26 protein-coding genes are annotated in these 25,766 nt (G+C 29.3%); 16 read left to right on the top strand and 10 right to left on the bottom strand.

Annotated elements, in window-relative coordinates; all coding sequences use genetic code 11:
• Window position 1: 1 nt before the first annotated feature.
• Together B8978_RS13295 and B8978_RS13290 are read left to right on the top strand one after the other, a co-directional pair.
• A complete protein-coding gene (locus B8978_RS13295) occupies window positions 2-472 on the top strand; it encodes a hypothetical protein (protein WP_084116530.1) in 471 nt (156 codons plus the stop codon).
• Window positions 473-539: 67 nt separating this feature from the next.
• Complete coding sequence (locus B8978_RS13290; RefSeq protein ID WP_084116538.1) at window positions 540-1,478, top strand: methylenetetrahydrofolate reductase; 939 nt, start codon at window positions 540-542, stop codon at window positions 1,476-1,478.
• A 226-nt stretch (window positions 1,479-1,704) separates the two neighbouring features.
• Here the strand turns inward: B8978_RS13290 and glgP are convergent, their stop codons facing one another.
• The 3 genes from glgP to B8978_RS13275 form a co-directional block, all read right to left on the bottom strand.
• On the bottom strand, window positions 1,705-3,342 hold the full coding sequence (gene glgP / locus B8978_RS13285; protein WP_084116529.1) for an alpha-glucan family phosphorylase: 1,638 nt from the start codon (window positions 3,340-3,342) through the stop codon (window positions 1,705-1,707).
• Between the two features lie 120 nt (window positions 3,343-3,462).
• A complete protein-coding gene (locus tag B8978_RS13280; RefSeq protein WP_084116528.1) occupies window positions 3,463-4,308 on the bottom strand; it encodes a flagellin N-terminal helical domain-containing protein in 846 nt (281 codons plus the stop codon).
• Window positions 4,309-4,455: 147 nt separating this feature from the next.
• Window positions 4,456-4,833, bottom strand: coding sequence for a hypothetical protein (locus B8978_RS13275; protein ID WP_084116527.1), 378 nt, complete (start codon window positions 4,831-4,833; stop codon window positions 4,456-4,458).
• A gap of 189 nt (window positions 4,834-5,022) precedes the next feature.
• On the opposite strand from B8978_RS13275, the gene B8978_RS13270 reads away from it, so the two are divergent.
• Entirely contained in the window at window positions 5,023-5,631 is a 609-nt protein-coding gene (locus B8978_RS13270; RefSeq protein WP_084116526.1) for a non-canonical purine NTP pyrophosphatase, read from the top strand.
• Between the two features lie 78 nt (window positions 5,632-5,709).
• On the opposite strand, the gene B8978_RS13265 is transcribed toward B8978_RS13270, so the two are convergent.
• Both B8978_RS13265 and B8978_RS13260 read right to left on the bottom strand, forming a co-directional pair.
• Complete coding sequence (locus B8978_RS13265; protein ID WP_084116525.1) at window positions 5,710-6,789, bottom strand: methyl-accepting chemotaxis protein; 1,080 nt, start codon at window positions 6,787-6,789, stop codon at window positions 5,710-5,712.
• A complete protein-coding gene (locus tag B8978_RS13260; protein ID WP_084116524.1) occupies window positions 6,789-7,997 on the bottom strand; it encodes a phenylacetate--CoA ligase family protein in 1,209 nt (402 codons plus the stop codon). The genes B8978_RS13265 and B8978_RS13260 overlap by 1 nt, the downstream gene beginning before the upstream one ends.
• A 243-nt stretch (window positions 7,998-8,240) precedes the next feature.
• On the opposite strand from B8978_RS13260, the gene B8978_RS13255 reads away from it, so the two are divergent.
• Window positions 8,241-8,624 carry a CoA-binding protein gene (locus B8978_RS13255; protein ID WP_084116523.1) on the top strand — a complete coding sequence of 128 codons (384 nt, stop codon included), beginning with the start codon at window positions 8,241-8,243 and terminating at the stop codon, window positions 8,622-8,624.
• Window positions 8,625-8,662: 38 nt separating this feature from the next.
• Here B8978_RS13255 and B8978_RS13250 read toward each other — a convergent pair whose 3' ends face one another.
• Window positions 8,663-10,111: an MDR family MFS transporter gene (locus B8978_RS13250; protein ID WP_084116522.1), complete on the bottom strand. Its 1,449-nt coding sequence runs from the start codon at window positions 10,109-10,111 to the stop codon at window positions 8,663-8,665.
• Between the two features lie 103 nt (window positions 10,112-10,214).
• Window positions 10,215-10,799 carry a TetR/AcrR family transcriptional regulator gene (locus B8978_RS13245; RefSeq protein WP_084116521.1) on the bottom strand — a complete coding sequence of 195 codons (585 nt, stop codon included), beginning with the start codon at window positions 10,797-10,799 and terminating at the stop codon, window positions 10,215-10,217.
• A gap of 182 nt (window positions 10,800-10,981) precedes the next feature.
• Between B8978_RS13245 and B8978_RS19875 the strand changes: the two genes are divergently transcribed.
• From B8978_RS19875 to B8978_RS13220, 6 genes are all read left to right on the top strand, one after another.
• Entirely contained in the window at window positions 10,982-11,146 is a 165-nt protein-coding gene (locus B8978_RS19875; RefSeq protein WP_176212698.1) for a hypothetical protein, read from the top strand.
• Between the two features lie 168 nt (window positions 11,147-11,314).
• The gene (locus B8978_RS13240; protein ID WP_084116520.1) at window positions 11,315-11,959 is read left to right on the top strand and encodes a TetR/AcrR family transcriptional regulator; all 645 of its coding nucleotides are present in this window, start codon (window positions 11,315-11,317) and stop codon (window positions 11,957-11,959) included.
• A 16-nt stretch (window positions 11,960-11,975) separates the two neighbouring features.
• On the top strand, window positions 11,976-12,860 hold the full coding sequence (locus B8978_RS13235; RefSeq protein WP_084116519.1) for an ABC transporter ATP-binding protein: 885 nt from the start codon (window positions 11,976-11,978) through the stop codon (window positions 12,858-12,860).
• Between the two features lie 4 nt (window positions 12,861-12,864).
• Complete coding sequence (locus B8978_RS13230) at window positions 12,865-13,665, top strand: ABC transporter permease subunit (RefSeq protein WP_084116518.1); 801 nt, start codon at window positions 12,865-12,867, stop codon at window positions 13,663-13,665.
• 23 nt (window positions 13,666-13,688) lie between these two features.
• Window positions 13,689-14,489, top strand: a complete 801-nt coding sequence (locus tag B8978_RS13225) for an ABC transporter permease subunit (RefSeq protein WP_084116517.1) — start codon at window positions 13,689-13,691, stop codon at window positions 14,487-14,489.
• A gap of 171 nt (window positions 14,490-14,660) precedes the next feature.
• The gene (locus B8978_RS13220; RefSeq protein ID WP_084116516.1) at window positions 14,661-15,170 is read left to right on the top strand and encodes a D-glycero-alpha-D-manno-heptose-1,7-bisphosphate 7-phosphatase; all 510 of its coding nucleotides are present in this window, start codon (window positions 14,661-14,663) and stop codon (window positions 15,168-15,170) included.
• A gap of 93 nt (window positions 15,171-15,263) precedes the next feature.
• Here the strand turns inward: B8978_RS13220 and B8978_RS13215 are convergent, their stop codons facing one another.
• Complete coding sequence (locus B8978_RS13215) at window positions 15,264-15,962, bottom strand: TerC family protein (RefSeq protein ID WP_084116515.1); 699 nt, start codon at window positions 15,960-15,962, stop codon at window positions 15,264-15,266.
• 255 nt (window positions 15,963-16,217) lie between these two features.
• Between B8978_RS13215 and B8978_RS13210 the strand changes: the two genes are divergently transcribed.
• Window positions 16,218-16,586, top strand: coding sequence for a DUF6483 family protein (locus tag B8978_RS13210; protein ID WP_084116514.1), 369 nt, complete (start codon window positions 16,218-16,220; stop codon window positions 16,584-16,586).
• A 12-nt stretch (window positions 16,587-16,598) separates the two neighbouring features.
• Here the strand turns inward: B8978_RS13210 and B8978_RS13205 are convergent, their stop codons facing one another.
• Both B8978_RS13205 and ppx read right to left on the bottom strand, forming a co-directional pair.
• Entirely contained in the window at window positions 16,599-17,090 is a 492-nt protein-coding gene (locus B8978_RS13205) for a YajQ family cyclic di-GMP-binding protein (protein WP_084116513.1), read from the bottom strand.
• A gap of 43 nt (window positions 17,091-17,133) precedes the next feature.
• On the bottom strand, window positions 17,134-18,636 hold the full coding sequence (gene ppx / locus B8978_RS13200) for an exopolyphosphatase (protein ID WP_084116512.1): 1,503 nt from the start codon (window positions 18,634-18,636) through the stop codon (window positions 17,134-17,136).
• 216 nt (window positions 18,637-18,852) lie between these two features.
• Here ppx and B8978_RS13195 point away from each other — a divergent pair, with 216 nt between their 5' ends.
• The 5 genes from B8978_RS13195 (at window position 18,853) to B8978_RS13175 (ending at window position 25,744) form a co-directional block, all read left to right on the top strand.
• Window positions 18,853-20,385 (top strand): Ppx/GppA phosphatase family protein, encoded by a 1,533-nt coding sequence (locus B8978_RS13195; RefSeq protein ID WP_084116511.1) that lies wholly within the window; start codon window positions 18,853-18,855, stop codon window positions 20,383-20,385.
• 23 nt (window positions 20,386-20,408) lie between these two features.
• Entirely contained in the window at window positions 20,409-22,514 is a 2,106-nt protein-coding gene (locus tag B8978_RS13190; RefSeq protein WP_084116510.1) for an RNA degradosome polyphosphate kinase, read from the top strand.
• A 366-nt stretch (window positions 22,515-22,880) separates the two neighbouring features.
• Entirely contained in the window at window positions 22,881-24,572 is a 1,692-nt protein-coding gene (argS, locus tag B8978_RS13185) for an arginine--tRNA ligase (protein WP_084116509.1), read from the top strand.
• 24 nt (window positions 24,573-24,596) lie between these two features.
• A complete protein-coding gene (locus tag B8978_RS13180; RefSeq protein WP_084116508.1) occupies window positions 24,597-24,962 on the top strand; it encodes a hypothetical protein in 366 nt (121 codons plus the stop codon).
• A gap of 71 nt (window positions 24,963-25,033) precedes the next feature.
• On the top strand, window positions 25,034-25,744 hold the full coding sequence (locus B8978_RS13175; protein WP_084116507.1) for an HAD family hydrolase: 711 nt from the start codon (window positions 25,034-25,036) through the stop codon (window positions 25,742-25,744).
• Window positions 25,745-25,766 lie beyond the last annotated feature (22 nt).

Here is a 25,766-nt window from a genome sequence, read left to right as displayed (position 1 = left end):
TATGAACTATAAATACGTTTCAGAAAGTACATTTGACAATGTTGGACTTCATGATTGTCAAATAATTGGAATTCACATGGATGATAAATTCTTAAACTTGGAGTTTGATCATATCGATATTTTAAAAAATCATCCTTTAAACGAATTTGGATGTTCAAAAGCTACTGGAAAAGCTAAAATTATATTTGAAGATTTTAATATTCTAAATTCTTTTGTGTACGATAAATCAAAAATAATTAAAGGTGGTTCTCCAATTTCCATTATTAGGCCAATAGTCTTTAATAAAGAAATGGAAGGTATGGACGTAATTGTGGTTGAAACAGAAAAAAATTATGAGAATCATGTGTTTTGTAAGATTTTATGTGATAAAAATGGTTTGTATGAATTTTGGTTTGCATTTAAAAAGGTAACTATATGCTGGAATGAGTTTGAAGGAGACGCTTGGTTTGCGCATTGGAATCAAGAAGTGTAAAAATATACATAGTGAGGTGAAAAATTAGTGAGTGTGTATATATTTATTATATCTCTCGCTAAAAAGAATGCTTAGACAAAAAATATTAGATAAAAGACCGGGAATAATAACATATGGAATAACGCCGCCTAAAAAGGATACGGAAATAGAGAAAGTAAAACAAATTTCACAAAAACAAATAGAAAGGATAAGCAGCATAGATATTGATGGACTTATTCTTTATGATATTCAAGACGAGGAAGATAGAATTAAGGCAGAAAGACCATTCCCATTTTTAGAGACAATAGATCCACAGATTTATAGTGAGGAATATCTGAATGATTTAAAAATATCTAAAATAATATATCGTTGTGTTGGGAAGTATAGTGAAGAGGAATTTGATAATTGGATAAATATAGATTCAGGTGAAGATAGATTTTCTGTTTTTGTAGGAGCTTCTGCTAAAACTCAAAAAGTCAGGCTAAATCTCCCTAAAGCTTATGAATTAACTAAAAATTTAAATCCTGATTTAATAATCGGTGGAGTTATGATACCAGAAAGACATACAAAACATAATGATGAGCATTTAAGAATAATAAATAAAATAAGAAATGGCTGTAAATTTTTTGTGTCTCAAGCAGTTTATAATATAGAATCTGCAAAAAATTTCTTATCTGATTATTATTATTATTGCAAAAGTAATGAAATTGAAATGGTACCGATAATAATAAATTTGACACCTTGTGGCTCAATAAAAACCCTTGAATTTATGAAATGGTTAGGTATAAACATACCTAAATGGCTAGAAAATGACTTAATGAATTCAGAAGATATATTACATAAATCACTGGAACTTTGTAAGAAAACTTTTGAGGAACTCTTAGATTTTGGACTTCAAAAAGGAATTCCTATAGGTTGTAGTATTGAAAGTGTGTCTACTAGGAAGGTTGAAATTGAAGCTTCAATAGAACTTACTAGAGATATAAAAGCTATGATTGATAAAAGATTAAAGAAAACCTTCAGCTAGATTAAAACTTTTATGCTTGTAAGGCACTTTTAAGTGAGAGAAGTTAAAAGAAGCTTTCCTACTACGTTAGAAATAATGAACCTAAATCTATATGTTTTTTAGTATTTAAGGGGGAACTCAAATATATTTTAACCGTATAAATTAAGTTTAAAGATTTTTCACAGCATAGTAGGAAAAAACTCTTTAGCCTTTTAATGAAAACAAATTTTTGTCGTTTATATAAAAATTATTTGTTTATATATAATTTTTCATAATACTCAGTTAACATTCTTTCAACTCCAAAGTATTCGGAGCAACTTTTAATACTTTCGTGCATCATCTCACTCCATTTATTCTTATCTTCATAATAAGTAGGAATAACCCTGTTTAATAAAGTATCATATAAAGCATCACAATCATGCTGATCAAGTTTCTTAAGATCTTCAGCTGTGTCAACACCGTCAGTACAACTTGCACCATCACCAAATTGCCATCCATTTATACCATCCTTACAAGCTTCTGGCCACCAACCATCAAGTATTGAACAATTAAGAACTCCATTCATAGCAGCCTTCATTCCAGAAGTTCCACTAGCTTCAAGAGGTCTTCTAGGATTATTAAGCCAAATGTCAGATCCTCTAGTTAACATTCGTCCTATATTCATATCATAATTTTCAAGGAAAACAACTGCATTTGGATATTTTTTCATCATAGCTACTAGGTTAGCAACAATTTCTTTACCAACATCATCTAATGGATGTGCCTTTCCAGAGAATACTATTTGAATTTGGCCACTTTTTAATAATGGATCAATTATATCAGGTTTTCTGAATATAAGATCACTTCTTTTATAAGGGGCAGCTCTTCTTGAAAATCCAATTAAAAGTTTATCAGCATCAAGAGTTATACCGGTTCTCTCTTTTATAAAGTTGATTAAATCTATTTTTATTTCTTTATGAACAGATAAAAGGTCAACATTTTCATTATAGGCATCTGTAATTCTAGAATCTACCCAAGTACCCTTATGAACAGCATTTGTAATTCCTATTATTTCACTTGTACCGGAGATATTTTGCCACATTTTATTTGCAGTTTCAGCATGCAACTGAGCAACCGCATTTGATTTCCTAGCAAGCCTTAGTCCTGCGACTGTCATGTTAAAAGGATCTCCACCTATGAGTATCATTTGTTCTTTTGTGAGACCATTAAAGGCACCCATGAATTCAAGTTTATCAATTGAATGGGATTCATTTCCTTGTACAATTGGAGTATGTGTTGTAAATACAACTTCATTTTTTGTTAATTTCCAAGATTCCTCAAAACTATATCCACATGTCATTTTTTCTCTAATAAGCTCAATAGCGGCAAAATCAGCATGTCCTTCATTAAAATGATATACATCTGTTGGTATTTGAAGAGCTCTTAAGGCTCTTATACCTCCAATGCCAAGAACTATCTCTTGAGCTATTCTCTCTTCACCAAACCATCCATATAGTTGTCCAGTAATCCATGCTTCTGAATTTTCTGGGATATCTGTATCTAATAAATAAATAGGATTATTACCAAAGTTATCACATTTCCAAACTTTACAAAAAACATCTATGTCTCTAATTTTTACAGAGACTTTTACACCTGTATCTTTTAAAAAATCATAAGTGTAATTATGATATGCATCAAAAGGATGTCCATTCTTATCTATCATCTGTTCGCCATAACCTTGTTTCCATTTTATGCCTATACCAACTAGAGGTAAATTCATATCTTTAGCACCTTTTAAATAATCACCAGCAAGTATTCCAAGACCTCCTGCATAGGTTTTAAAATCAGAGTTTAGTCCATACTCCATAGAAAAATAAGCAATTCTTGATAGCGATTTTGTATCCATAATGTCCTCCTTAAATTTAAATATTGTATTCATATTAAATATTATATAACATTGTAATGGTTTACGCAATCGTTTGCATGATTATTTTTACAAATTTTTAAATAAAAATCCACTTAAAAATCATGATTTTTTAAGTGAATCCAATAATTTTAGTACTTGATCTGGTTCATGTAAGGACTGAGAAAGCATAGCTTGAGTAACTTGGGATAAAATACTGTATTTTGAGTATTCTAAAATCTCAGAGGCCATATCGGCATCAGTAATACGTGATTCAGCAGCAGTTAGATTTTCAGCTTCAGTATTTAAATTATCTATAGTATAATTTAATCTGTTTTGGTAAGCACCTACTATTGATCTAGATGATGATACAGAATTAATTGCGTTTTGAATAATTGACATAGAAGCACGAGCATTATCAGAAGTATCTATATTTATACTTGTACCGTCGGTTATATTGGCAAGTGAAGTTCCAGTATTAAAAGACGATAAGTTTATACCCATTGAATCATAAGAGTTAGAAGTTGCACCAATTTGAAGTGTTAAATTTCCAGAAGAATATAATAAATTTATACCATTAAAATTGGTTGACTTAGATATATGAGTAATTTCAGCCTCTAATTGTTTTAATTCATTGCCTATGGAGCTTCTGTCTAAAGTAGAATTTGTGCCATTAGCAGCTTGAGTTGCAAGTTCATTCATTCTCTGAAGAATAGATTCAGTTTCACTTAAGCCACCCTCTGCAGTTTGTAACATAGAAATACCGTCTTGTGCATTTCTTGAACTAACGTTTAAACCATTGATTTGAGCTATCATTTTTTGTGATATCATAAGACCAGCAGGATCATCCGCGGCAGAGTTTATTCTTTTACCTGAACTTAATCGGAGCATGGCTTTTTGCATATGAGCTTGATTTATATTTAAGTATCTTATTGCATTGATAGCATTTAAGTTATGACCAATTATCATGAAAATTCCTCCTTGAATTAGATAACTAGTAAAAGTATACTCATAAATCTATTGTCGTAGTAAATTTGAATATCTTTAGCAATTAACTGTATATTAGGGTATAATTTGAAATTATAGAAATAAGGTAAGATGCCAAAGTAGTATGGTTTACTTTGGTGTAAAATCTTTTAAACGTCCTATTATAGAATCTTCATAAAACGTATTTAATTTATGATCTTTAATTTTAACTTTAGTATTTGGGTCTATGCCTTTCCCTATACAATGCGAAGCAAAAGCAATAACTTGCTTTTTTCCTGTGGTGAATGGTTCTAAAGAAGGTTCTCCTTCAAGTGTATAGAAATCTTCACTGGGTAGCTTAACAAATCTAAGGGCCTCATCATAATCAAGCGCACTTATGCCTTTAGAAGTTACGATGAAGCTGTGGTGAAAGTTGTTGGTAACAGCTGTCCTATAATTATAACTTTCCACCTCACCATTTTTAAGTACTATGCCTATGATAGGGATATCCGTGGTATCTTTATTCATCTATAATCATCCTTTCAAATCGACTAGTTATGTTTTATAATATATATTAACTTAATGTGAATTAACTATCAGGTTAAGAATCTTATCATATATATCGTGATTTTATAATAATAGTTTATATGAAAAACAGATGCAGCAAAAGGACATTAATGGCTTCATTTGTTGATTATTTTTGGGAGTTGAAGTAATTTGAAAATTTTATATGGAACAAGAAACGTTGCTAAAATTAATTCTATGAAAAATATGTTGAAGAACTTACCAATTGAAGTTGTTTCTTTAAATGATATTAATTTAGAAATAGGAAAAATTGATGAAAGTGGAGACAGGCCATTAGAAAACGCTAGAATAAAGGCATTTACATATTATAAAGAACTAAAACAACCTGTTTTTTCTTGTGATTCTGGATTATATATAGATGAAATAAACCCTTCAAAGCAACCAGGAGTCCATGTTAGAAGGGTAAATGGCAAAGAATTAAATGATGAAGAGATGATAGAATATTATACTGAACTTGCATTGGAGGCAGGAGGTGAACTTAGAGCTAGATATAGAAATGCAATATGCTTGATTTTAGATGATAAAAGAGTTTTTGAATATGCTGGAGATGACATTGCATCTGAAAAATTTATTATCACTTCTAAACCACATAAAAAAAGAAATGATGGGTTTCCACTAGATTCAATATCTAAGGACATTCAAACAGGTAAATATTATATGGACCTTAAATCATATACTTCAAATGAAGAAGCTATGATAGAAGGATTTAGAAATTTTTTTGTGAAAAGTTTGAACTTGTAATTATAAGAGTATTATTAGGGCTGTTTGTGCTAAAAAAAATGGCCACAAATTATATAGTGGCCATTTTACTTAACTTCTCTAATTTACAGCTGATACTGTTTTGTGAATGTTATCAATAATTTCAATTTCTGTTTTAACAACCTCACAGGTCTTTTGTATCTTATCAACACCGCCATCTTGAACCTTTCTTGTAAAATCTATTAGGCCGATAATTTGTCCAGTGGAAGAGGAAATTTGTTCTGCATTAGAAGCTAATTCTTGAATTCTTCCATCAACATTGTAAATTGAATCTGAAACTTTTTTAAAGGCATCTCCTGCTAAATTAACCGAATTAATACCTGTTTTTATGCCTTCTATGCTTACATTAGTAGAATTAACAGCTTCTTTAGTTTTATTCTGGATGTTTTCAATAAGAATACCTATTTGCTTAGCAGAAGTAGAAGATTGTTCGGCTAATTTTCTAACCTCTTCTGCTACAACAGAAAAACCACGACCACTTTCACCGGCTCTAGCAGCTTCAATAGCAGCATTTAGAGCCAAAAGGTTAGTTTGACCAGATATTCCAGTAATGATACCAAGAATGGTATTGATTTCTGTAGAGAATGATTCTAATTGTTTAATAGTTGTGTAAAGTTCACTAATATTTGATCCAATAGACTTCATTTGTTCCATAGCCTTATTAATTGCCTGTTGTCCAGTTGAAGCTGAATTAGTGGTTTCACTTACTAGCTCTGACGCAGTTTGAATGTTCTTTGAAGTTTCTTGAATACCAATGGATATGTCATTCATTGCACTTGTACTTTTAGTAACATTTTCAGATTGAAGTAAGGCTCCATTTGTTGTATCCTCCATTAAAGTATTTATCTTAGAGATTAAGGCTAAAGCTTTTGCTGTCTCGGAGGATAAATCATTAAATTCATTGTTAAGCTCTGAGGAGTCTACTGTGCTTGTTGTAAGAGTTTTATTGTTAAGTTTAATAATTTGTGAAATAAGTCTCCCAATTAACCCCTTTTGTTTTATATTAAAAGAATTGAAATCATCGGATTCAGACTCTAACTGATTTATTAACTTATTTAATGGATTAATAATTTTAATAAATATTCCCAGCCCTAAAATTATTAGAATAACAATAATACAAATTAAAATAATGTTTATCATTAAATCAAATCTCCCTCTAAATTATTTTTATGTTTAATCATGTAACTGAATTTTGAATAACCTGGTTTATTAATTAAGCTATCTTTAGGGATTAATTCTACTTGTTTTGCAACAACAGGAACGGTTAATCTGTCAGATAGATATTTACTAATATCCTTTTCAGTAAAAGATATGTTAGAACATTTTTTACTTGCTTGATATTCGAAAACAATACAATTTTCATATATATGTATTCTCCATAAAAAAGGAACTAAAGGCATAGAATATATTAAACTTTGTACATCTTCAAATGTAAAATGCTTGTCCTTAATATTAATCAAACTATCATCTCTTCCATAATGAATAAGAATAGGTGAATTATCACCGCAATTACATTTGATATTGTCTTTGACTTCAATTATGTCGTGATTAAAATATTTTAATAATGGCATTCCTTCTCTTGCAGAGGAAAGAACACAATAACCTTTTTTATTAGTACCTAGTGAATTATAATTACTGTCTACTGCTTCTATTTTGACTTTTGGATGATTTATGTGATAGTGTCCATTTTTACAAGTCATAAATAAACCACCAGTCTCGGTAGAACCAAATAAGCAAAATACAGGTACACCCCAAAGAGTTTCTAAATGTTTTTTCCTAGCATCACTAATAAGGTCTCCTGCCAAAAGTAAAGCTCTCAAATTTTTAGTTGGAAGGTCGATTCCTTTCTGATATGCGGCTTCTCCAATAATCTCAGCTTCAGAAGGTAACATAGCAATAATTGTAGGATTAGTCCTTTCTATAATCTCAATCACACGAGCGTGTGGGGTAATTGAAGAAGCTTTACTTACGGCAATATGGCCAGCTTTAACTTTTTGACAAGCCCAAAATAAAATAAATGATGGGACAGCTAATGCAAATGGAAATCGATTTAACAATAAATCTTTAGAACAAAGTTTTAAATCTGAATTTATGACAACTTGTGCTTCTTGGTCTGAATCATTAAAGCTATACCAGCTTGGAGTTGGAGTCCCAGTTGTTCCGCTTGTTTCATGATAAGTGGATATTTCATCAAAGTCAACTCCCATTAAATCCTCAGCCTTACATTCCCTAAGATCTTGTTTAGTTGTAAGGGGAATATCTTCCCAATTTTCAAGAGTCAATCCTCTAAGTTTGTTTTGATAGAATTTTGATTTTAATGCTGATTTTATTAATTCTTCATCTTCCATTTCTTAAATCACCCCTATATATTAAATGAAAATTTAATTAAATTATACTTCATATAAAATAATATAGTCAATAGTTTGGCTATTTACAAATAAAATCATTTTTTTAATATATATTACAATATTTTTATGAATGTTTTAAAAATAATTTAGGATGGTGAATTAAAATAAAGGTGAACACATCTGAATGGATAAAGTGAAACAAGGCATAATATTAATACAAGACTTTATTAGGAGCTGATAAAATTGAAAGCTAGTGAATTTTTAAATTACAGAAATTGGGCTGTAGTTGGGGATGTATTAAACCAATCAAAATATGCGTATAAAATATTTAATGTCTTGAAGAAAGAAGGGTTTAATGTAGTAGCGGTACACCCATCTTTTCAAAATCAAAGTATTTATAACAGCTTAGGAGATATACCATACAAAGTTGAAGTTTTAGATTTATGTATTAATCCATACAAAGGTATTAAAATTCTTCAGGAAGCAAGTGATTTAAAAATAGATAAAGTTCTTATTCAACCAGGAGCTGAAAGTGATGAAATACTTGATTTTTGTAAGGAAAATGGAATACAAGCAATAGAAGGATGTGCACTTGTAGAGGTAATGAGAAAACAATCTGTATCTTAAATTAAAGGATACCAATAAATTTTTGATATCCTTTAATTTTACTTTCTATTGTCCGTGATTTTGTTCCTTTCTTTTATATTAAAGCTTAAAGACAATAGAAAACCTATAGCAATCAGTATAGTTGCAACTGTAGTAGAATGACTGAAACCACTATATATAGCTTTTATTTCATTTTGTGAATTATTCGGATTACTTACATTATTTAGGTAGCTATTTTGATAAGCAGTCATAATACCAACAAATAAGGCTGAACCTAAAGCACCAGCTATTTGCATTGAAGTATTTACTATTGCAACACCATCAGCTTGATTTTCACGGGATAATTGCTTAAGACCAGTTGTTTGGCTAGTTGACATAGACATAGATTGTCCTATCATTATAAAACCGTATATAATAGTAATTGTTATTATAGAAGTTGATGGCGTAATGCGAGATAATATGAAAGTAAAAATACATATTACGGCAAAGCCAGCTGGAATCAATAGTTTACCTCCTATTTTATCGTAAGTTTTACCGATGAAGGGAGTTAATATTGCAGCAATAAGTATTGGTGGTAATAAAACCAATGCTGATGCGAAAGAAGATGTTTTTAAGCCATTTTGTAACAGCATAGGCAATATCATATTTATTGAAAACTGAAACATTTGTATTAGCATAATTAATATTACACCTACTGAAAATATAGGGTTTTTAAATGATCGTATATTTAGTATTGGCTGTTTTAATGATAATTGGCGTTTACAAAATGCAATTAATGAAATTAAACCAATTGCAAATATAATAACAGTAGCTAACACACTTGAACTACTTGCGGAGCTTACTGCATATATAATTCCTGCAAAACCTATAGTTGATAGCAATATAGAGAAATAGTCAATTTTAGGCTTTGTTATTACAGATGTATTCTCTAAAAATATACAGCCACAAACTATACAAATAATCAAAAGTGGAATTAATAATATGAATAAGGAATGCCAACTAAAATATTGTAGTAATAAGCCAGAAACTGTTGGACCAAGTGCAGGGCCTAATGTAATTATACAAACACATAATCCCATTATTGAACCATGTTTCTCACGTGGAGTTACTGCTAAAGCTGAATTCATCATAATAGGTATTAACATACCAGTACCTAATGCTTGAATTATTCTTGAAATTAATAATACTGAAAACGACATAGAAAATACAGCACATGTGGTCCCTATTAAAAATAATATCATTGCACTTACATATAGTTGTTTGGTAGTAAAAGTATGAATAAGAAAAGCTGTAACTGGTATAAGAATTCCAACTACTAATACATAGCCAGTGGTAAGCCACTGAACTGTTGTAGCGGTAATATTCATTTCTACCATTAATTTTGGAAATGCTACATTCAAGATTGTTTCATTAAACAAAGATAAGAAACTTCCTAGTAGCAATACAGACATAATGCCTTTTGTATTATACTGTGGTTTTTCTTCTGTATCATTTTTTTTTGATTCCATAAAAATAATCTCCTTAAAATATAATTAGACCAGTCTATATAAATAAGGCGGAATAAATTATTATAAATTATAAAAATGTAATGTTTTTGAAAAATTATAATTCTTATTTAATATTTAAATAAGAATTTAATAAAATACCTACTTGTTTGTTAACCGTCAAGAGTGCAGTAGCATTTTTCTCAGTAACTGATACTGTAATAGCGCCTTCAATCATTACTTGGATAAGTGTACCTAATTCCAGTGCAATTTCATTGGAAAGTCCACTTTGAATTAGTTTTTTAGAATACAAATTCTGTAAATCTATGAAAGCTTCTTTACAAGCTTCTCTTAGTGACTCACTTGATAGATAGGTTTCTAAAGCTATAAGGCTTATGGACATGTCTTTGAATTTGTTATCTCTCTTTAAATCTTCTGTCATATTTTTAATAACACTTTGTATACCTTCAATTGGATTTGAATATTGATTTAAAGTAGTCTGGATTCGCATTTGAATAGAATTACTTGCAAGTCTTATGGCTTCTAAAGCTAACTCTTCTTTTCCATTAGGAAAATAGTAGTATAGAGAACCCTTAGGCGAACCACTTTCTTTTAAAATTTCGTTTAATCCTGTAGCATTATATCCTTTAATTTGAAAAAGCGATGCGGCTACTGCAAGTATTTTTTCTTTTGAATCAGTTTTATTTTTCATAAAATTTATATCCCTTCTCAATATATAATATAATGACTGGTCTATATATATAATACATGTGTTATATATATATAGTCAAGTTATAAAATATCATTTAATTTGAAATACTACCATTAGATATCGTTGACGTTTTATTGTATTCAGATGCTTAAATATGAAAATTTAATAAGGAGGATTTTGTAATGAAGAAAAAAGATAGTGAACAAAAATTTGATAATATTAAGGGTTTAGGTAACTTCACGAAACACGCTGTAGAAAATTTTGAAGAAAATATAGTGAATGAAAAAGATTATTTAGAGAAAGTTAAGCAGGATGGAAAATCTAAAATACCTAATAAATTTCAATAGAAACAGGTGGGTTAATTCAGCAATGTGGTCAATACGAGTTATTGTACCACATATTTTTTTGAAATTAGATGTAAAGCAATGTAAATATTGACAAATGCAAAAAATAGGAGTAGTTTATGACTATATAGTCATATGACCTAAAAGTCATAATGAAAAAAGGAGGTAAAAATGCCAAAAGATACATTATTAAACTTGGAACAAGAAAAAAGAAATAAAATAATAGAAGCTGCTATAAAAGAATTTTCTAAAAAAGGTTATGAAAAAGGAAATGTAGGGTCCATTGCTAAAAATGCAGGCGTTTCTAAGGGTAGTATGTATCAGTATTTTAGTAATAAAGGAGACATATATCTTTACTGTATAGAAAAAGCATATGAAATAGCTCTAAAATATGTAGACAAGGTAACTAAAGATTGTTATAAGATGAGTATTTTTGATTATATATATTTATCATTTAAAAATACCTGGTCTTTTTTAATTGATGAGCGAGAGGTATATGTATTGCTACAAACAGCGGTTATGGATACGAATAACGTTATGAGAGAAAAAGTTATTGAAATTATGTATAATGACTCAAAAAAAATGTTTGAAGACATAGCTAAAACCATAGATATGAATAAAGAAAAAGGGCTTATTAACACTGAGATAAGCACTGATTTAATATTAATGTATGTCACAGCAATAATATCAAAGTTTAAAGAGAACATGTTACTTATGGCAAATAAAAAGGGAAAGGAAGTTTACGAAACATCTTTTGATGAATACGAACCATTAATAAAAGATATGATTTCTTTAATTAAAAACGGTATTGGCTAAATAAGGAGGGATTGCAATGAATATTATAGAGCTTAAAAATCTTACTAAAACTTATGGAAAGTCTAGGGGAATAAAGGATATCAGCTTTAGCGTTGAGGAAGGAGAAATTTTTGGATTTATTGGTCCTAATGGAGCTGGAAAGTCTACTACAATAAGAACTATGTTATCACTGATTTACCCAACTAGTGGAAGTGTAACTATTTTTGGAAAAGATAGTGTTAAAGATTCTGAGGAGATAAAAAAGGAAATAGGATATTTGCCTTCAGAAGTTTTTTATTATGATAACATGAAAGTAATTGATCTTTTAAAATATTCAGCTAGTTTTTATAAAAAGGATTGTAAAAAAAGAATATATGAATTAGCAGAAATCATGAATCTTGATTTAAATAAAAAAATAGATGACTTATCCTTTGGTAATAAAAAGAAAGTTGGGATTGTTCAAGGGCTACTACATGAACCAAAACTTATAATTCTTGATGAACCTACCAGTGGACTTGATCCATTAATGCAACAAAAGTTTTTTGAACTATTAAAGGAAGAGAATAAAAAAGGAACCACAATATTATTTTCCTCACATATTTTAAGTGAAGTTCAGAAAATGTGCAATAGAGTTGCAATAATAAAAGAAGGAAAACTCATAAAACTAGAAAAGATAAGCACTCTAAAGGAAAACAATCATAAGAGGTTTCAATTTGAAGTTGAAAATCAAATTAATAAGGATTATTTCGACGTTCAAGGAGTTAGCAATTTTAAGGCAGAAGGTAACAATATAAGTTTCTTATTTAGAGGAGATATTAATACAATCATTAAAAAACTTTCAGATATAGATATATCTAATATATTAATAGAGGAACCAGATCTTGAAGAGATATTTATGCACTATTATCAAAAGGAGGAATAAACACATGAATATGTTTTTACATGAACTAAAAGCCTATAGAAAATCCACTATTATATGGTCGATTTCCTTAGTTTTAGTAGCATTACTTATGTTATCTATGTTTCCAAGTATAGCTAAGGATGCTGAAAACTTTAAAAAACTGCTTGATGTGTATCCACCAGCATTAAAAAAAGCATTGGGTATTTCAATAGACAGTGTAACTTCACTTTTGACTTATTATTCTTCTTTTGTTCTTTTGTATGTGGTTTTATGTGGTGCTATTCAAGCTATGAATTTAGGTACTTCAATTATATCAAAGGAAGTTCGAGAGAAAACAGCTGATTTCCTTTTAACAAAACCAGTTAAAAGACAGAAAATTATAACATCAAAAATTTTAGCATGTACAGTTTCGTTATTAATTACAAACATAGTTTATATAGTATGTTCTAGTGTTATTGCAGAAATTGTTACTAATAAGCCATTCCAATATAATATATTTTTATTGCTTTCATTAACTTTGTTATTTGTACAACTCATGTTTATGAGTTTAGGTGTTAGTATATCTGTAATTATCCCAAGGATTAAATCAGTTTTGCCTATTTCTATAAGTACTGTTTTTGGATTCTTTTTTATTGCTATGTTTAGTTCTATTATAGGGGACAAAGCAACTAGATATATCACACCCTTTAAATATTATGATGCCACATATATAATTAAAAATTCTAACTATGAGGGTAAGTTCATTTTAATAGAATTAATATTTATTGTGTTTGCCATATCAATGAGTTATATTATTTACTCTAAAAAAGATATCCATGCAGTATAGCTTAAGAAGGGAGCTGAATTATTATGAATCTGTTTATTAGAGAAATGAAAGCACATAGAAAGTCACTTATAATTTGGTGCATTGCTATAATTCTCTTAGTTATTAGTGGTATGGGTAAATATAAAACTTATTCGTCCTCAGGTCAATCTATTAATGAACTTATGAAACAAATGCCTAAGTCCCTTAGTGCACTACTTGGAATGGGTTCTTTTGATTTATCAAAAATAAGTGGTTATTATGGAATGCTTCTTGTATATATACTTTTAATGGCAGGAATACATGCTGCTATGGTAGGTGCTAATATTATTTCAAAGGAAGAGAGAGATAAAACAGCAGAATTTTTGTTAGCAAAGCCTATTTCAAGAAATAAAATTGTTACAGCTAAGCTATCAGCTACATTTTTAAACATAGTGATTTTTAATTTAGTAACATTAATAAGTTCCATGTGTGTAGTATATAAATTCAATAATAAAGGTGAGCCTATGAACCATTATATTATAATGCTTATGGCTGGTATGTTTATTTTTCAGTTATTGTTTTTATCTATAGGTACAGTAATAGCAGCTATTAGTAAAAATCCAAAAGTTGCAACTACATTTTCCACACTTATTCTTGTAATCACCTATTTAATATCAGTATTTATTGATATGAATAGTAAACTTGAAGTTCTAAAATTCTTGACGCCCTTTAAATATTTTGATTCTAGTGAACTTATGTACGGAAGTGGATTTAGTGCTGGATATTTATTATTATCCATTATAATTATTATAGGACTTTTATTATCAACTTATTTATTTTATAATAAAAGGGATTTGAATGTATAAAGGTGAATAAAAAAATTATACTAAGGTTAAAATATAACTGTTCATACCAATCTCTTATATTTTTGTAGATTCCTAGTTTCAAACTGGGATAAAACTGTACCGTATGGTGCAGTTTTTGGTTTATAATTAGAAATATTTTCTTCAATATGCCTAAAATGGAGGGGAGATAAGGTGAAAAAAGCACTTTTTTTAGATAGAGACGGAGTTATAAACAAAAACTTAAAACCTATAAATAATCCTGAAGATTTTCAATTATATAGCGGTGTAAAGGAAGCTTTAAGGAATGCTGAACAAGCTGGATTTGAACTGTTTGTAGTTACAAATCAAGGTGGAATTGAACTTGGATTTATAACAGTGGAGCAGTTAAATGAAATACACAATAAAATGATTGAAATCTTAAAACAATATTGTACCATAAGAGAAATTAAATTTTGTCCTGATTATCATAAGGATACCGGCTGCAGAAAACCAAAACCAAACATGATTTTAGAACTTTGTAAAAAATATGATATAGATATTAAAAATAGTTTTATGATTGGCGATAGAGATACTGATATAGAAGCTGGAAAGAGAGCAGGATGTAAAACTGCAAAAATAGGCAAATTTAGTGGTGAAGCTGATGTAAATGGAAAAGATTTATTTGAAGTTGTTAAGAAGATTATAGCAGAAATTAATGAATGAACTGTAATCTTACAAGTAATAATATTTTTACGTGATATAAAGAAATTGCGAAGTAAAGGCGAAAACCCCTCATCTTTGCTTCGCAATTTCACACTATTTAGACATAGATTCTTTTGTATTCTTATTATTGATTAGTAACATATAAACACCGTATATTAATGTTAATATAGCAGCAATATATGGGAGATATTCTCCGATATAAGTTGGCAGAACATTAATCAATAATTTATCATGTAACATCATATCAAAAGCCGTATGAGCAAGAACTGCTGCTCCAACATAAACGATGAAAGGAAATCTCCTCATTATCTTAGCCACATACAGGCTACCCCAAAATATAATTGGTATGTTTAATAAAAGACCAAAAACTATTAGTGATAAGTTACCATGAGCACTTCCAGCAATAGCAAGTACATTATCTAAACTCATAGTAAGGTCTGCGAGGACAATACTGTAAATAGCACGACTTAATTTAGTTGATGAACTTTTAGTTGAAAGTTTTTTTTCATCACCAGTAGGTTTAATTAAATTCCAGGTTATGATTACTAGTATTGTTCCACCAACTAATTTAATTGGTAACCATTGAATCATTAAAATATATGTAACTAAACATGTAAATATTATCCTAAGAGTTATAGCTACAATAACACCAATAAATGATGCTTTTTTAGCAAGTTTGGGCTGTAAATCCTTCGTAGCTAAAGCGATTATACCTATGTTATCGCCACTCAAAACAATATCCAGCATGGTTATTTTGAGTATGCCGCTAATAATTAAAAAATAAGTGTCCATTTTTTCCTCCGCTAGTTTTTAAAATATAAACTCTCAAATAATCTTTTTACTTGAGTTTATTAAAATTATACTACAAAGTAAGAAAATTTACTATAAGTAATAATAAATACAATATATGTAGTGTGAGAATAATAGTTGGATAGAATTTAAGTTTGTAGTAAAATATAAACTAAGTTAAATTTAACCAAGCTATGATGTAGACATATTATGAATGAACAATTAAGAAATATTTATATATAAATTAGGGGGTCAATTGTGAATAAAGATTATATATTAAGGTTAATAGAATCTGCAGTTAAAATTTTTGCAAAAGTTGTTATGAACAAAGAGCAAGAAGAGTTTAAGAATATAGATATAGAAGCAATGAATGAAAAAGATATATTACCAATATTATTAAAACGACTTACACTTGAAGGACAATATAACAAGGCAGAAAATATATTGTTTGAGGAAATGGAAAAAAATCCATGTGAGGACATTGCGAATATTGGGAAAAAATTTTATAATGAACTGCTTTTAAAAAGTGATGAGGAACTTCTTAAAGAAAAATTCTCTAGAAAAGAGATTTATGAAGGTCTAGGTGATTTACAAAGTATGCTCACTTCACAATCTCTTTATCATTGAGAAGAAAAATTTCTATCTGTAATTAGTAAATTGTAAATCTAAGCCGTAGTCTTTTCCTTTAACAAGGGCTATAACTTGTTGGAGATAGTCTTTATCTTTACCAGTAACTCTTAGCACATCATCCATTATTTGAGTTTGAACTTTTATTTTGCTATCTTTAATATCTGTGTTTATAAGTTTAGCCTTTTCCTTAGAAATTCCTTTTACTATTTTCGCAGTTTGCCTTGCAGAACCTAAAGAAGCTTCTTCAACTTTTCCGAAGTCTAGTGATTTAGGGGATACACCTCTCTTTACAAATTTACCTTTAAGAACTTCTATAACTGCAGTTAATTTAAAGTTATCATCAGCGGTTAATTTTATTTCATCATTTATTAATTGAATTTCTATTTTACTTCCTTTAAAGTCGTATCTTTGAGAAATTTCCTTTTTAGCTTGATTTATAGCATTGTCAACCTCTTGCATATCTACAGTTGATACTATATCAAATGAATAAGAATTTGCCATTTTAAAATCTCCTTTTAATTTGTTTTAGTAGGATACTAGATAATTATACTACATATAGTTTTTTATTAAATATGTCTTTAAATGTATCTGAGCAATTTAAAGCTTCCCTAATCTCTATAAAGGCAGTGGTGGTTGAAATTGTTTTTATTATTACACTGTCTTTATGTATAGCACAGGTTAAGTCCTTAACCTGACAGGTCATGCTTTTATCAAGGCTTTCTGAAAGTTTTAATAATATACCAAGTTTCCTTATTAATATTAAATCTTCTTTACTTAGGATAGCCCTATATTCTTGATAGTCTATTGGAAGGTTATCATCACGATGGTTTGCTGCTATGCAAGCACTCATAACTAATTCTCTATGGCTAAGTCCGTAAATTTGAGAATTAAGTATCATATATAAAGAATGCTTATGATGAAAATAATAAGTTATGTTTGATCCAATATCATGAAGCATTGCAGCTGTCTTTATTATATTATCAAGGTCTTCATCATTATCAATTAAATCTTTAAGTTCTATGGAAAGAGATTTAAATAGATTGTAAATATGTTTTGAATGTACACTATCCATATTGTGATTAAATAATATATTATCAATGGAAAATGATAATATATTGTCTATAGGTGTGTCATTTTCACAAATGTGACTATATAACAAACCTTCCCTGATACCATTTCTACTAATTTTTAAAGTCTTTATGGAACATAATTCCATCAAAGTTTTAACTAGGGCTGCGGCACCAACGAAAATATCAGCTCTGTCTCCAGATAAACCTTTGATTTTTTTACGCTGAGCGTTATTTTTGGTTTTTACACTTTCATATATACCCAATACATCTGTGTATTTTAATTCATAATTATGAATTAGATTTAATGGATAATTTACAGCTTTTTTTTGAATTTTGCCAACAGTTCTAATGCTGCCACCTATACCGATAAGAGGGAAACCAGTTGCTTGCTTTAGCCAGTCTAGAGTATTTAGTTTTTCTTTTAAATAGTTTATTATACTGTTTTCTTTTTCCTCATCTAAAACATCATTGATTTGAAAGTGCTCAGTTAGTGTAATGGCACCAAAAGGAAAACTTATACTTTTTATTAGTTTTCTGTTTTTAACAAGTATTATTTCTGTGCTTGCACCACCAATGTCCATAAGGATAGCGTTAGTTACATTTATGCTGTTAATTGTACTAAAGTAGTCATAATAAGCTTCTTGAGTGCCAGTTAAAACACGGATATCAAGGCCTATTGCCTTAGCTCTTATTAAAAATTCAGTCCTGTTTGTAGCTCTTCTAACAGCTTCAGTTGCAACAACTATTATTTCTGATACTTTAAAGGAATCGCATATATTTTTATATGTGGATAAAGTTTTTATTGCTAAATCTATTTTTTCTTCACTTAAAATATTATCCTTATCAAGTCCATCACCAAGTCTTACATACTCTTTTAATTCATTTATTATTCTAATGGACTTTTTTTCACCAATTTCTGCAAGTAAAAGTCGTACTGAATTTGAACCTATGTCAATTATACCAATCTTATTTCCCATAGTGTCACTCCTATAACTAGAAATTTATTTGTGCCTTAATTAAGGCATCTTAAAGAGGATTTAACATTTCTTTGTTATAATATATCTTATTTCATAAAATAATTATATTCAATACATATTTTAATATTAAACTTTAAGAAAAAAAATGGTAGAATAAAATTAAAGTAATATACTGTCATAAGAAGGGAAAATATACAAGCGAATGGGGAGACTTAAATGGATAATATTAAAAGAGAGACAGTAGCTGCACTAGATTTAGGAGCTAATTTTTTCAGAATGATAATAGCTGAAATAAATAGTGATGGAAATATAAAAGTATTGGATGAGTTACAAAAAAATACTGCTGTTGGAAGAGATACTTTTTCAAAGAGAAGAATAGGTCCCGAAGCAATATATGAAGCTTGTAATATTTTAAACGGGTTTGTGAGGCTTATGAAAGATTATAATGTAAGATCTTATTGGGCCATTTCAACTAGTGGAATTAGAGAAGCAGAAAACAGAGAATATGTATTGGAACAAATAAGGGTTAGAACAGGAATCCAAATAGAAGTTATAAATACGGCTCAGGAAAGATTTCTAGTATTTAAGGCACTTAGAGATAGACTTTTAGACTCAGAAAAAATTTATATGGAAGGTGCTATGATTGTAAACATAGGATCCGGTGGAGTTGAGGTGTCTGTTTATAGCGAGGGAAGTCTTAAATTTACTGAATACATTAAAATTGGTTCTCTAAGGCTTAGAGAAATATTAGGTTCTTTGGAGAATTCAACGTTGAATTTTTCAGATGTTATGACTGAGTTTGTTGAAAGTAAAATATATACAATTAGAAACTATCTAGAGAGTTATAAGATAAAAAACTTTATAGGCCTTGGTGGCGGACTTAAATTTTTGCTGAAATTATATCCTAGTTCTGCTGCCTTTGTTAACAAGGAGTCACTTTATGATTTTTATAGCAAGGTAAAAAGCATGAATATAGAAAAAACATGTGAAGAATATGATATACAAGTTAATGAAGCAAAACTTATGCTTCCATCTTCTATAATTATAGAAAGATTTTTAAATATGACAATGGCAGAAGGGATATATGTGCCGCATGTTTCATTGAGACATGGAATGCTAATAGACATGCTTAGCAGTAAACTTAATCCAAACAGGAAGAAGATATTTGATAATGATATCATTAGTACAGTTTGGCATATGGGAGAAAAGTATAGAATAGATAAAACCCATGCAGAAGCAGTAAAAAGATTAGCATTAAATATATTTGATAATACTAAAAAGGTGCATAGATTATCAAACAAAGAAAGAATACTACTAGAAATAGCTTCCATTCTTCATGATATAGGAAAGTTTGTAAATATAAATGAACATGGATATTTTTGTTATAATTTAATCCACAATGAAGAAATATTAGGACTTTCAGATAAAGAGTCCAATATAGTTGCAAACATTGTAAGATATCATGATGAAGAGATTCCTACAGCAGCTCATGATGCTTATAATAAATTAAGTTATTCAGATAAGCTTGTGGTTTCTAAACTAGCTGCCATTTTAAAATTAGCAGAGGTTTTAAACATATCTACAAAAAATAAATTTAACCATATAGAAATACATATGGACGAAAAAAAAGTTTATTTTTTAGTAGATGCATATATGGATATGACTTTGGAAATTTGGGAGTTTGAAAATAAGTCGGAATTTTTTGAAGAAGTTATGGGGATAAAACCGGTTATTAAAATAAAAAGATAACATTTAAGAATAGGTGGTGCACAATGGAGAACAAATATGATAATTTTATTAATAGAGAACTTAGCTGGCTTGAATTTAATGAACGTGTATTGGAAGAGGCATCAGATATAACTAATCCGCTACTTGAAAGACTTAATTTTTTATCTATTGTAAGTTCAAATTTAGATGAATTTTTTATGGTTAGAGTTGCTTCCTTAATAGAACAAGTACAGGCAAATTTTGAAAAAGTGGATTTTGCGGGTTTAAGTGCTAGTGAACAGGTAAAGAGGATAACCATAAGAGTTCACCAAATGGTTCAAAAGCAATACAGTGTGTATATGGAGCTAAATTCACAGCTTAAAAACGTAAATATATTTATTTTAAAACCTAAAAATTTAAATGAAAACCAGGTAGAATTTGTTCGTACCTACTTTCATAAAAATGTATACCCTGTTTTAACTCCAATGGTTGTTGATAGCAGTAGACCCTTCCCGCTTATAATGAATAAGAGTCTTAACATAGCACTGTTCATTGATGGAATGGAAGATGAAGAGGCAATTTTTGCCACAGTTCAAGTTCCATCTGTTCTTGATAGATTAATTGAATTACCTATGGATAAAGGTGATGAAAAAGCATATATTTTGCTTGAAGATATAATAAAAATGAATATTAGCGATGTATTTAGAGGACACAATATAAAAAACATGGCTTGTTATAGAATTACTAGAAATGCAGATCTTAGTATAGATGAAGAAGGAGCAGAGGATTTACTTGAAGCAATAGAACAATCTGTTAAAAATAGAAAATGGGGAGAAGCCATTAGAATAGAAATAGAATATGATATGGATAATGCATTAATTGGTATACTTAAGGAAGAATTAGAAACTTCTCTTGGAGAATTCTATAGTATAAAAGGACCAATTGATATAACTTTTCTATCAAAGCTTAATTCTTTAATACACATAGAAAGTTTAAAATATCCAAACTATAATCCTGTGCCTATACCAGAATTTATATCAGCACCAAATGTTTTTTCAGCAATAGCAAAACAAGATATATTAGTTCATCATCCATATCAAAGTTTTAGCTGTGTTGTTGATTTAGTAAAAATTGCTGCAAGAGATCCGAAAGTTTTAGCAATCAAACAAACGCTTTACAGGGTAAGCGGAAATTCACCTATAGTAAAGGCTTTGATGGAAGCAGCTGAAAATGGTAAGCAGGTAACTGTTCTTGTTGAGCTAAAAGCTAGATTTGACGAGGAAAACAACATTATATGGGCAAAACGACTAGAAAAAGCAGGCTGTCATGTTATTTATGGTTTACTGGGTCTTAAAACACATGGGAAAATACTTCTTATTGTTAGAAATGAATATGATGGAATAAAGAGATATGTGCATATGGGCACAGGTAACTATAATGATGTTACAGCTAATTTCTATACAGATATGGGACTTTTTACAGCAAATCCATATATAGGAGAGGATGCTTCGGCGTTATTTAATATGCTTTCAGGATACTCTACTATAGATGAAATGAACAAACTTTATATTGCACCAACTGGACTTAGAAAAAAATTCATATCACTAATAAAAAGAGAAGAAACAAATGCAACCAAGGGTAAAAAGGGCCATATAATAGTAAAAATAAATTCTCTTGTAGATAAGGAAATCATAGAGGCATTATACAAAGCATCCAAAGCTGGAGTTAAGATACAATGTATTGTAAGAGGAATATGCTGTTTAAGGCCAGGAGTGACGTCTGTTAGTGAAAATATTACAGTAACAAGTATAGTTGGAAGATTCTTAGAGCATAGTAGAGTATTTTATTTTTATAATGATGGAGAGGAAGCAATATATCTATCCAGTGCAGATTGGATGAATAGAAACCTTGATAGAAGAGTTGAAATAATGTTTCCTATAGAGGAAGAACAAAATAGAAATAAAATAAAGCATTATTTAGATGTTTGTCTTTCAGATAATGTTAAGGCAAGAACTTTAAAATCAGATGGTACATACGTAAGAGCTATATGTAAAGAAAATGATGAGAAGCTTAACAGCCAAGAATATTTTGCAAAGAAGGCAATAAAGCAAGTTAAAAAGGCTAAAAAACATGAGAAAGAACAAAAATTCACACCTATAACATCTTATTAATAAGCTTATTTTAAAATATTGTTGACATTAATATATGTTCAATAATATAATTTAATCTATGATATAGATTTAGTGAAGAGGAAAGTAGCCAATATTAAACTATAAAGCGAGCTGAAATTTGGTGCGAGTTCAGCAGTTTGTATTGAAAATATGTTAAGAAAGTGGCATATTTTATGATTTACACATGTGAAGAGAGCCTTGGAGAAGCTTCAGAGGACAAAGGTCTAATGAAAGCCGTACACTGCGTTAAAGTGTTAAGTGGACTTTTTAGTCAATCAGAGTGGTACCGCGGAGTTATCCGTCTCTGCAATTTTTGCAGGGACGGTTTTTTTGTGCAAAATAATATATTTTACAGGAGGTAGATTTATGGATTATAAAAAAGAGATTGCTAAAGTAATAGGAGAAAACATAGATGTAGATGTGGATAAAATAGAGAAACTTATTGAAATACCACCGAAACCAGAAATGGGAGATTACGCTTTTCCATGTTTTTCATTGGCTAAAGAATTAAGAAAGGCACCAAATAAGATTGCAGAAGAAATTGCAGCAAATATAAACAAAAATGGATTTGAGAGAGTAGAAAATTTGGGACCATATTTAAATTTTTATGTGGATAAAGCCGTATTTAGTAAAAACACTTTAGAAAAAATATTTGATGAAAAAGATGAGTATGGTTCATCAAAGGTTGGAGAAGGTAAAAATATAACTATTGATTTTTCTTCACCAAATATAGCAAAACCTTTTCATGTTGGGCATCTTTTTAGTACAGCTATAGGAAATTCACTTTACAAAATCCTTAGTTTTGAAGGTTACAATTGCATAGGAATAAATCATCTTGGAGATTGGGGTACACAATTTGGTAAACTTATTTCCGCTTATAAAAGATGGTGTGATAAGGATGCTTTAGAAAAAGAACCGATAAAAGAACTTTTAAGAATATATGTAAAATTCCATGATGAAGCAGATAAAGATCCATCACTAGAAGATGAGGGAAGAATGTATTTTAAAAAGCTAGAAGATGGAGAAAAAGAAGAAGTTGAACTTTGGAAAACATTTAGAGAACTTAGTCTAAAAGAATTTGAAAATGTATATAAATTATTAAATGTAAAATTTGATTCTTATGCTGGAGAAAGTTTTTACAACGATAAAATGGATGAAGTAGTTGAAGAAATAGATAAAAAAGGATTACTTGTAGATAGTAATGGAGCAAAGGTAGTAATGCTTGAAGAATACAATATGCCTCCATGCATTATAAAAAAATCTGACGGAGCTACAATATATGCTACGAGGGACCTTGCAGCTGCAGAATACAGAAAGAAAACTTATGATTTTTATAAAAGTATTTATGTAGTAGGAAGTGATCAAAAACTTCACTTTAGACAGTTATTTAAAACTTTAGAACTTATGAACCATGAGTGGTCAAAAGACTGTAATCATGTTAGTTTTGGAATGGTTAGATTTTCGGATAGGAAATTTTCAACTAGAAAAGGGGAAGTTATATTCCTTGAAGATTTGTTAAAAGAGGCAGTAGATAAAACACTAGAAATAATAAATGAAAAAAATCCAGAGCTTGAAAATAAAGAAGAAGTTTCTGAAAAAGTTGGAGTAGGTTCAGTAGTATTTACTTTCCTTAAAAATAGCAGAGAAAAGGATATAGTATTTGATTGGAAAGAAATGCTTAGCTTTGATGGAGAAACAGGTCCATATGTTCAATATACTTATGCTAGAGGAAAAAGCATATTAAGAAAGCTTGGAAATGCAGAAGGTGAAATAGATTACTCAAAATTAAATACAACTGAGGAGTTTGAACTAATAAAACTTCTTGCTGGCTTTCAGGGAGCAATCTTTAATGCTATAGATAAGTTAGAACCTTCAATTTTAACTAGATATGTTATTGAAATAGCAAAAGCTTTCAATAAATTCTATAATCTTAATAAGATAAGTACAGAGGAAGACATTTTAGTTAAAAATTCTAGACTTAGACTTACAGAGGCAACAACAGAAGTAATAAAAAATGGATTGAATTTACTTGGAGTAGGCGTAGTAGAAAAAATGTAGTATAATTTTCTTGGAGGGATGAAAATGGGATTAACGGCAGTTTTAATATTAAAGGTTCTGGTATTTGCTTTTATTGCTATAGTAATTTACAACCTATTAAAAAAATTTGTTTTTAGTAAATTTAAACCAAATCTTACGGTAAAAATAATAGCAACAGTAATATCAGTTATACTTGTTGTACTTAGTGGATATTTTTCAAGTAGATACAGTGAACAAAGCTGGCAGTATTATATAGGGACTGGTATAGTAATATTAGTTATATTAACAACACTTGATTTTTGGGTTGGGGATAAAAACAAAAAAAATATAAAAAGTTCAAGTTCTAAAAATGACTCTTTTAAACCAAAACCAAAAGCAAAACCAAATAGAGTTAAAAATAAAAAAAATTAATATACACATAAAATAAAGGCTGATAATAAATTTATCGGTCTTTATTTTATGTATATGCGTAAAGGAGAGTTATGTATAAAAATTATATTTTTGATTTATACGGAACGTTAATTGATCTTAGAACTGATGAAGAAAAAGAAGAACTTTGGGAAAAGCTTTCTAAATTTTATTCTTATAATGGAGCTAGATATGATAAATGTGAATTGAAAAACAATTACGGTTTTATTGTTAAGGCTAATTTAATGGCTAATAAAAGCACTAACTATCCGGACACTAAAATTAAGGAAGTTTTTAGAAAAATATATTTAAATAAAGGAGTAAGTCCTAGCGAAGAACTTGTTAATCAAACGGTAAAAATTTTTAGGATTTTATCTACAAATTATATTGGAATCTATGATGGTGTTTTGGAGGTGCTTGATTTAATTAAGAGCAAAGATAAAAAAATTTTTCTTCTTTCAAACGGTCAGAGAGAGTTTTCTATTCCAGAATTGAAATATGTTGATATTTATAAGTATTTTGATGGAATGTACTTCTCAGCAGATATATGTATATGTAAGCCAGATGAAAAATTTTTTTATCATCTAATAAAAGAAGAAAATATAAATGTAGAGGATAGCCTTATGATAGGTAATGATTATACTAGTGATATAACTGGAGCAAACAATGTTTCTATGGATTCTATATATATTCAATCAAATCATTCATCTAATATTTATATGGATATAAAATGTAAAGAAAAAATATTTGACAACAATTTTAGAAAAATAGAAAAATATGTTTAAATGTTTTGCAATGTTTTAGGTA

It is taken from the genome of Clostridium acidisoli DSM 12555 (genome assembly GCF_900176305.1).
GTDB lineage: Bacteria > Bacillota > Clostridia > Clostridiales > Clostridiaceae > Clostridium_I > Clostridium_I acidisoli.
The sequence above is the reverse complement of the archived record's forward strand: the minus strand, read 5'-3'. Positions and strand labels throughout refer to the sequence as shown.

Bases quoted from the DNA above. Each gene is read 5' to 3' on its own strand.
- B8978_RS13265 (WP_084116525.1), bottom strand. From the start codon at position 6,789: ATGATAAACATTATTTTAATTTGTATTATTGTTATTCTAATAATTTTA.
- B8978_RS13235 (WP_084116519.1), top strand. From the start codon at position 11,976: ATGAATATTATAGAGCTTAAAAATCTTACTAAAACTTATGGAAAGTCT.
- B8978_RS13225 (WP_084116517.1), top strand. From the start codon at position 13,689: ATGAATCTGTTTATTAGAGAAATGAAAGCACATAGAAAGTCACTTATA.
- B8978_RS13280 (WP_084116528.1), bottom strand. From the start codon at position 4,308: ATGATAATTGGTCATAACTTAAATGCTATCAATGCAATAAGATACTTA.
- B8978_RS19875 (WP_176212698.1), top strand. From the start codon at position 10,982: ATGAAGAAAAAAGATAGTGAACAAAAATTTGATAATATTAAGGGTTTA.
- B8978_RS13180 (WP_084116508.1), top strand. From the start codon at position 24,597: ATGGGATTAACGGCAGTTTTAATATTAAAGGTTCTGGTATTTGCTTTT.
- ppx (WP_084116512.1), bottom strand. From the start codon at position 18,636: ATGGGAAATAAGATTGGTATAATTGACATAGGTTCAAATTCAGTACGA.
- B8978_RS13260 (WP_084116524.1), bottom strand. From the start codon at position 7,997: ATGGAAGATGAAGAATTAATAAAATCAGCATTAAAATCAAAATTCTAT.
- B8978_RS13195 (WP_084116511.1), top strand. From the start codon at position 18,853: ATGGATAATATTAAAAGAGAGACAGTAGCTGCACTAGATTTAGGAGCT.
- B8978_RS13240 (WP_084116520.1), top strand. From the start codon at position 11,315: ATGCCAAAAGATACATTATTAAACTTGGAACAAGAAAAAAGAAATAAA.
- B8978_RS13215 (WP_084116515.1), bottom strand. From the start codon at position 15,962: ATGGACACTTATTTTTTAATTATTAGCGGCATACTCAAAATAACCATG.
- B8978_RS13250 (WP_084116522.1), bottom strand. From the start codon at position 10,111: ATGGAATCAAAAAAAAATGATACAGAAGAAAAACCACAGTATAATACA.
- glgP (WP_084116529.1), bottom strand. From the start codon at position 3,342: ATGGATACAAAATCGCTATCAAGAATTGCTTATTTTTCTATGGAGTAT.
- B8978_RS13205 (WP_084116513.1), bottom strand. From the start codon at position 17,090: ATGGCAAATTCTTATTCATTTGATATAGTATCAACTGTAGATATGCAA.
- B8978_RS13275 (WP_084116527.1), bottom strand. From the start codon at position 4,833: ATGAATAAAGATACCACGGATATCCCTATCATAGGCATAGTACTTAAA.
- B8978_RS13245 (WP_084116521.1), bottom strand. From the start codon at position 10,799: ATGAAAAATAAAACTGATTCAAAAGAAAAAATACTTGCAGTAGCCGCA.
- B8978_RS13230 (WP_084116518.1), top strand. From the start codon at position 12,865: ATGAATATGTTTTTACATGAACTAAAAGCCTATAGAAAATCCACTATT.
- B8978_RS13290 (WP_084116538.1), top strand. From the start codon at position 540: ATGCTTAGACAAAAAATATTAGATAAAAGACCGGGAATAATAACATAT.
- B8978_RS13295 (WP_084116530.1), top strand. From the start codon at position 2: ATGAACTATAAATACGTTTCAGAAAGTACATTTGACAATGTTGGACTT.
- B8978_RS13190 (WP_084116510.1), top strand. From the start codon at position 20,409: ATGGAGAACAAATATGATAATTTTATTAATAGAGAACTTAGCTGGCTT.
- B8978_RS13175 (WP_084116507.1), top strand. From the start codon at position 25,034: ATGTATAAAAATTATATTTTTGATTTATACGGAACGTTAATTGATCTT.
- argS (WP_084116509.1), top strand. From the start codon at position 22,881: ATGGATTATAAAAAAGAGATTGCTAAAGTAATAGGAGAAAACATAGAT.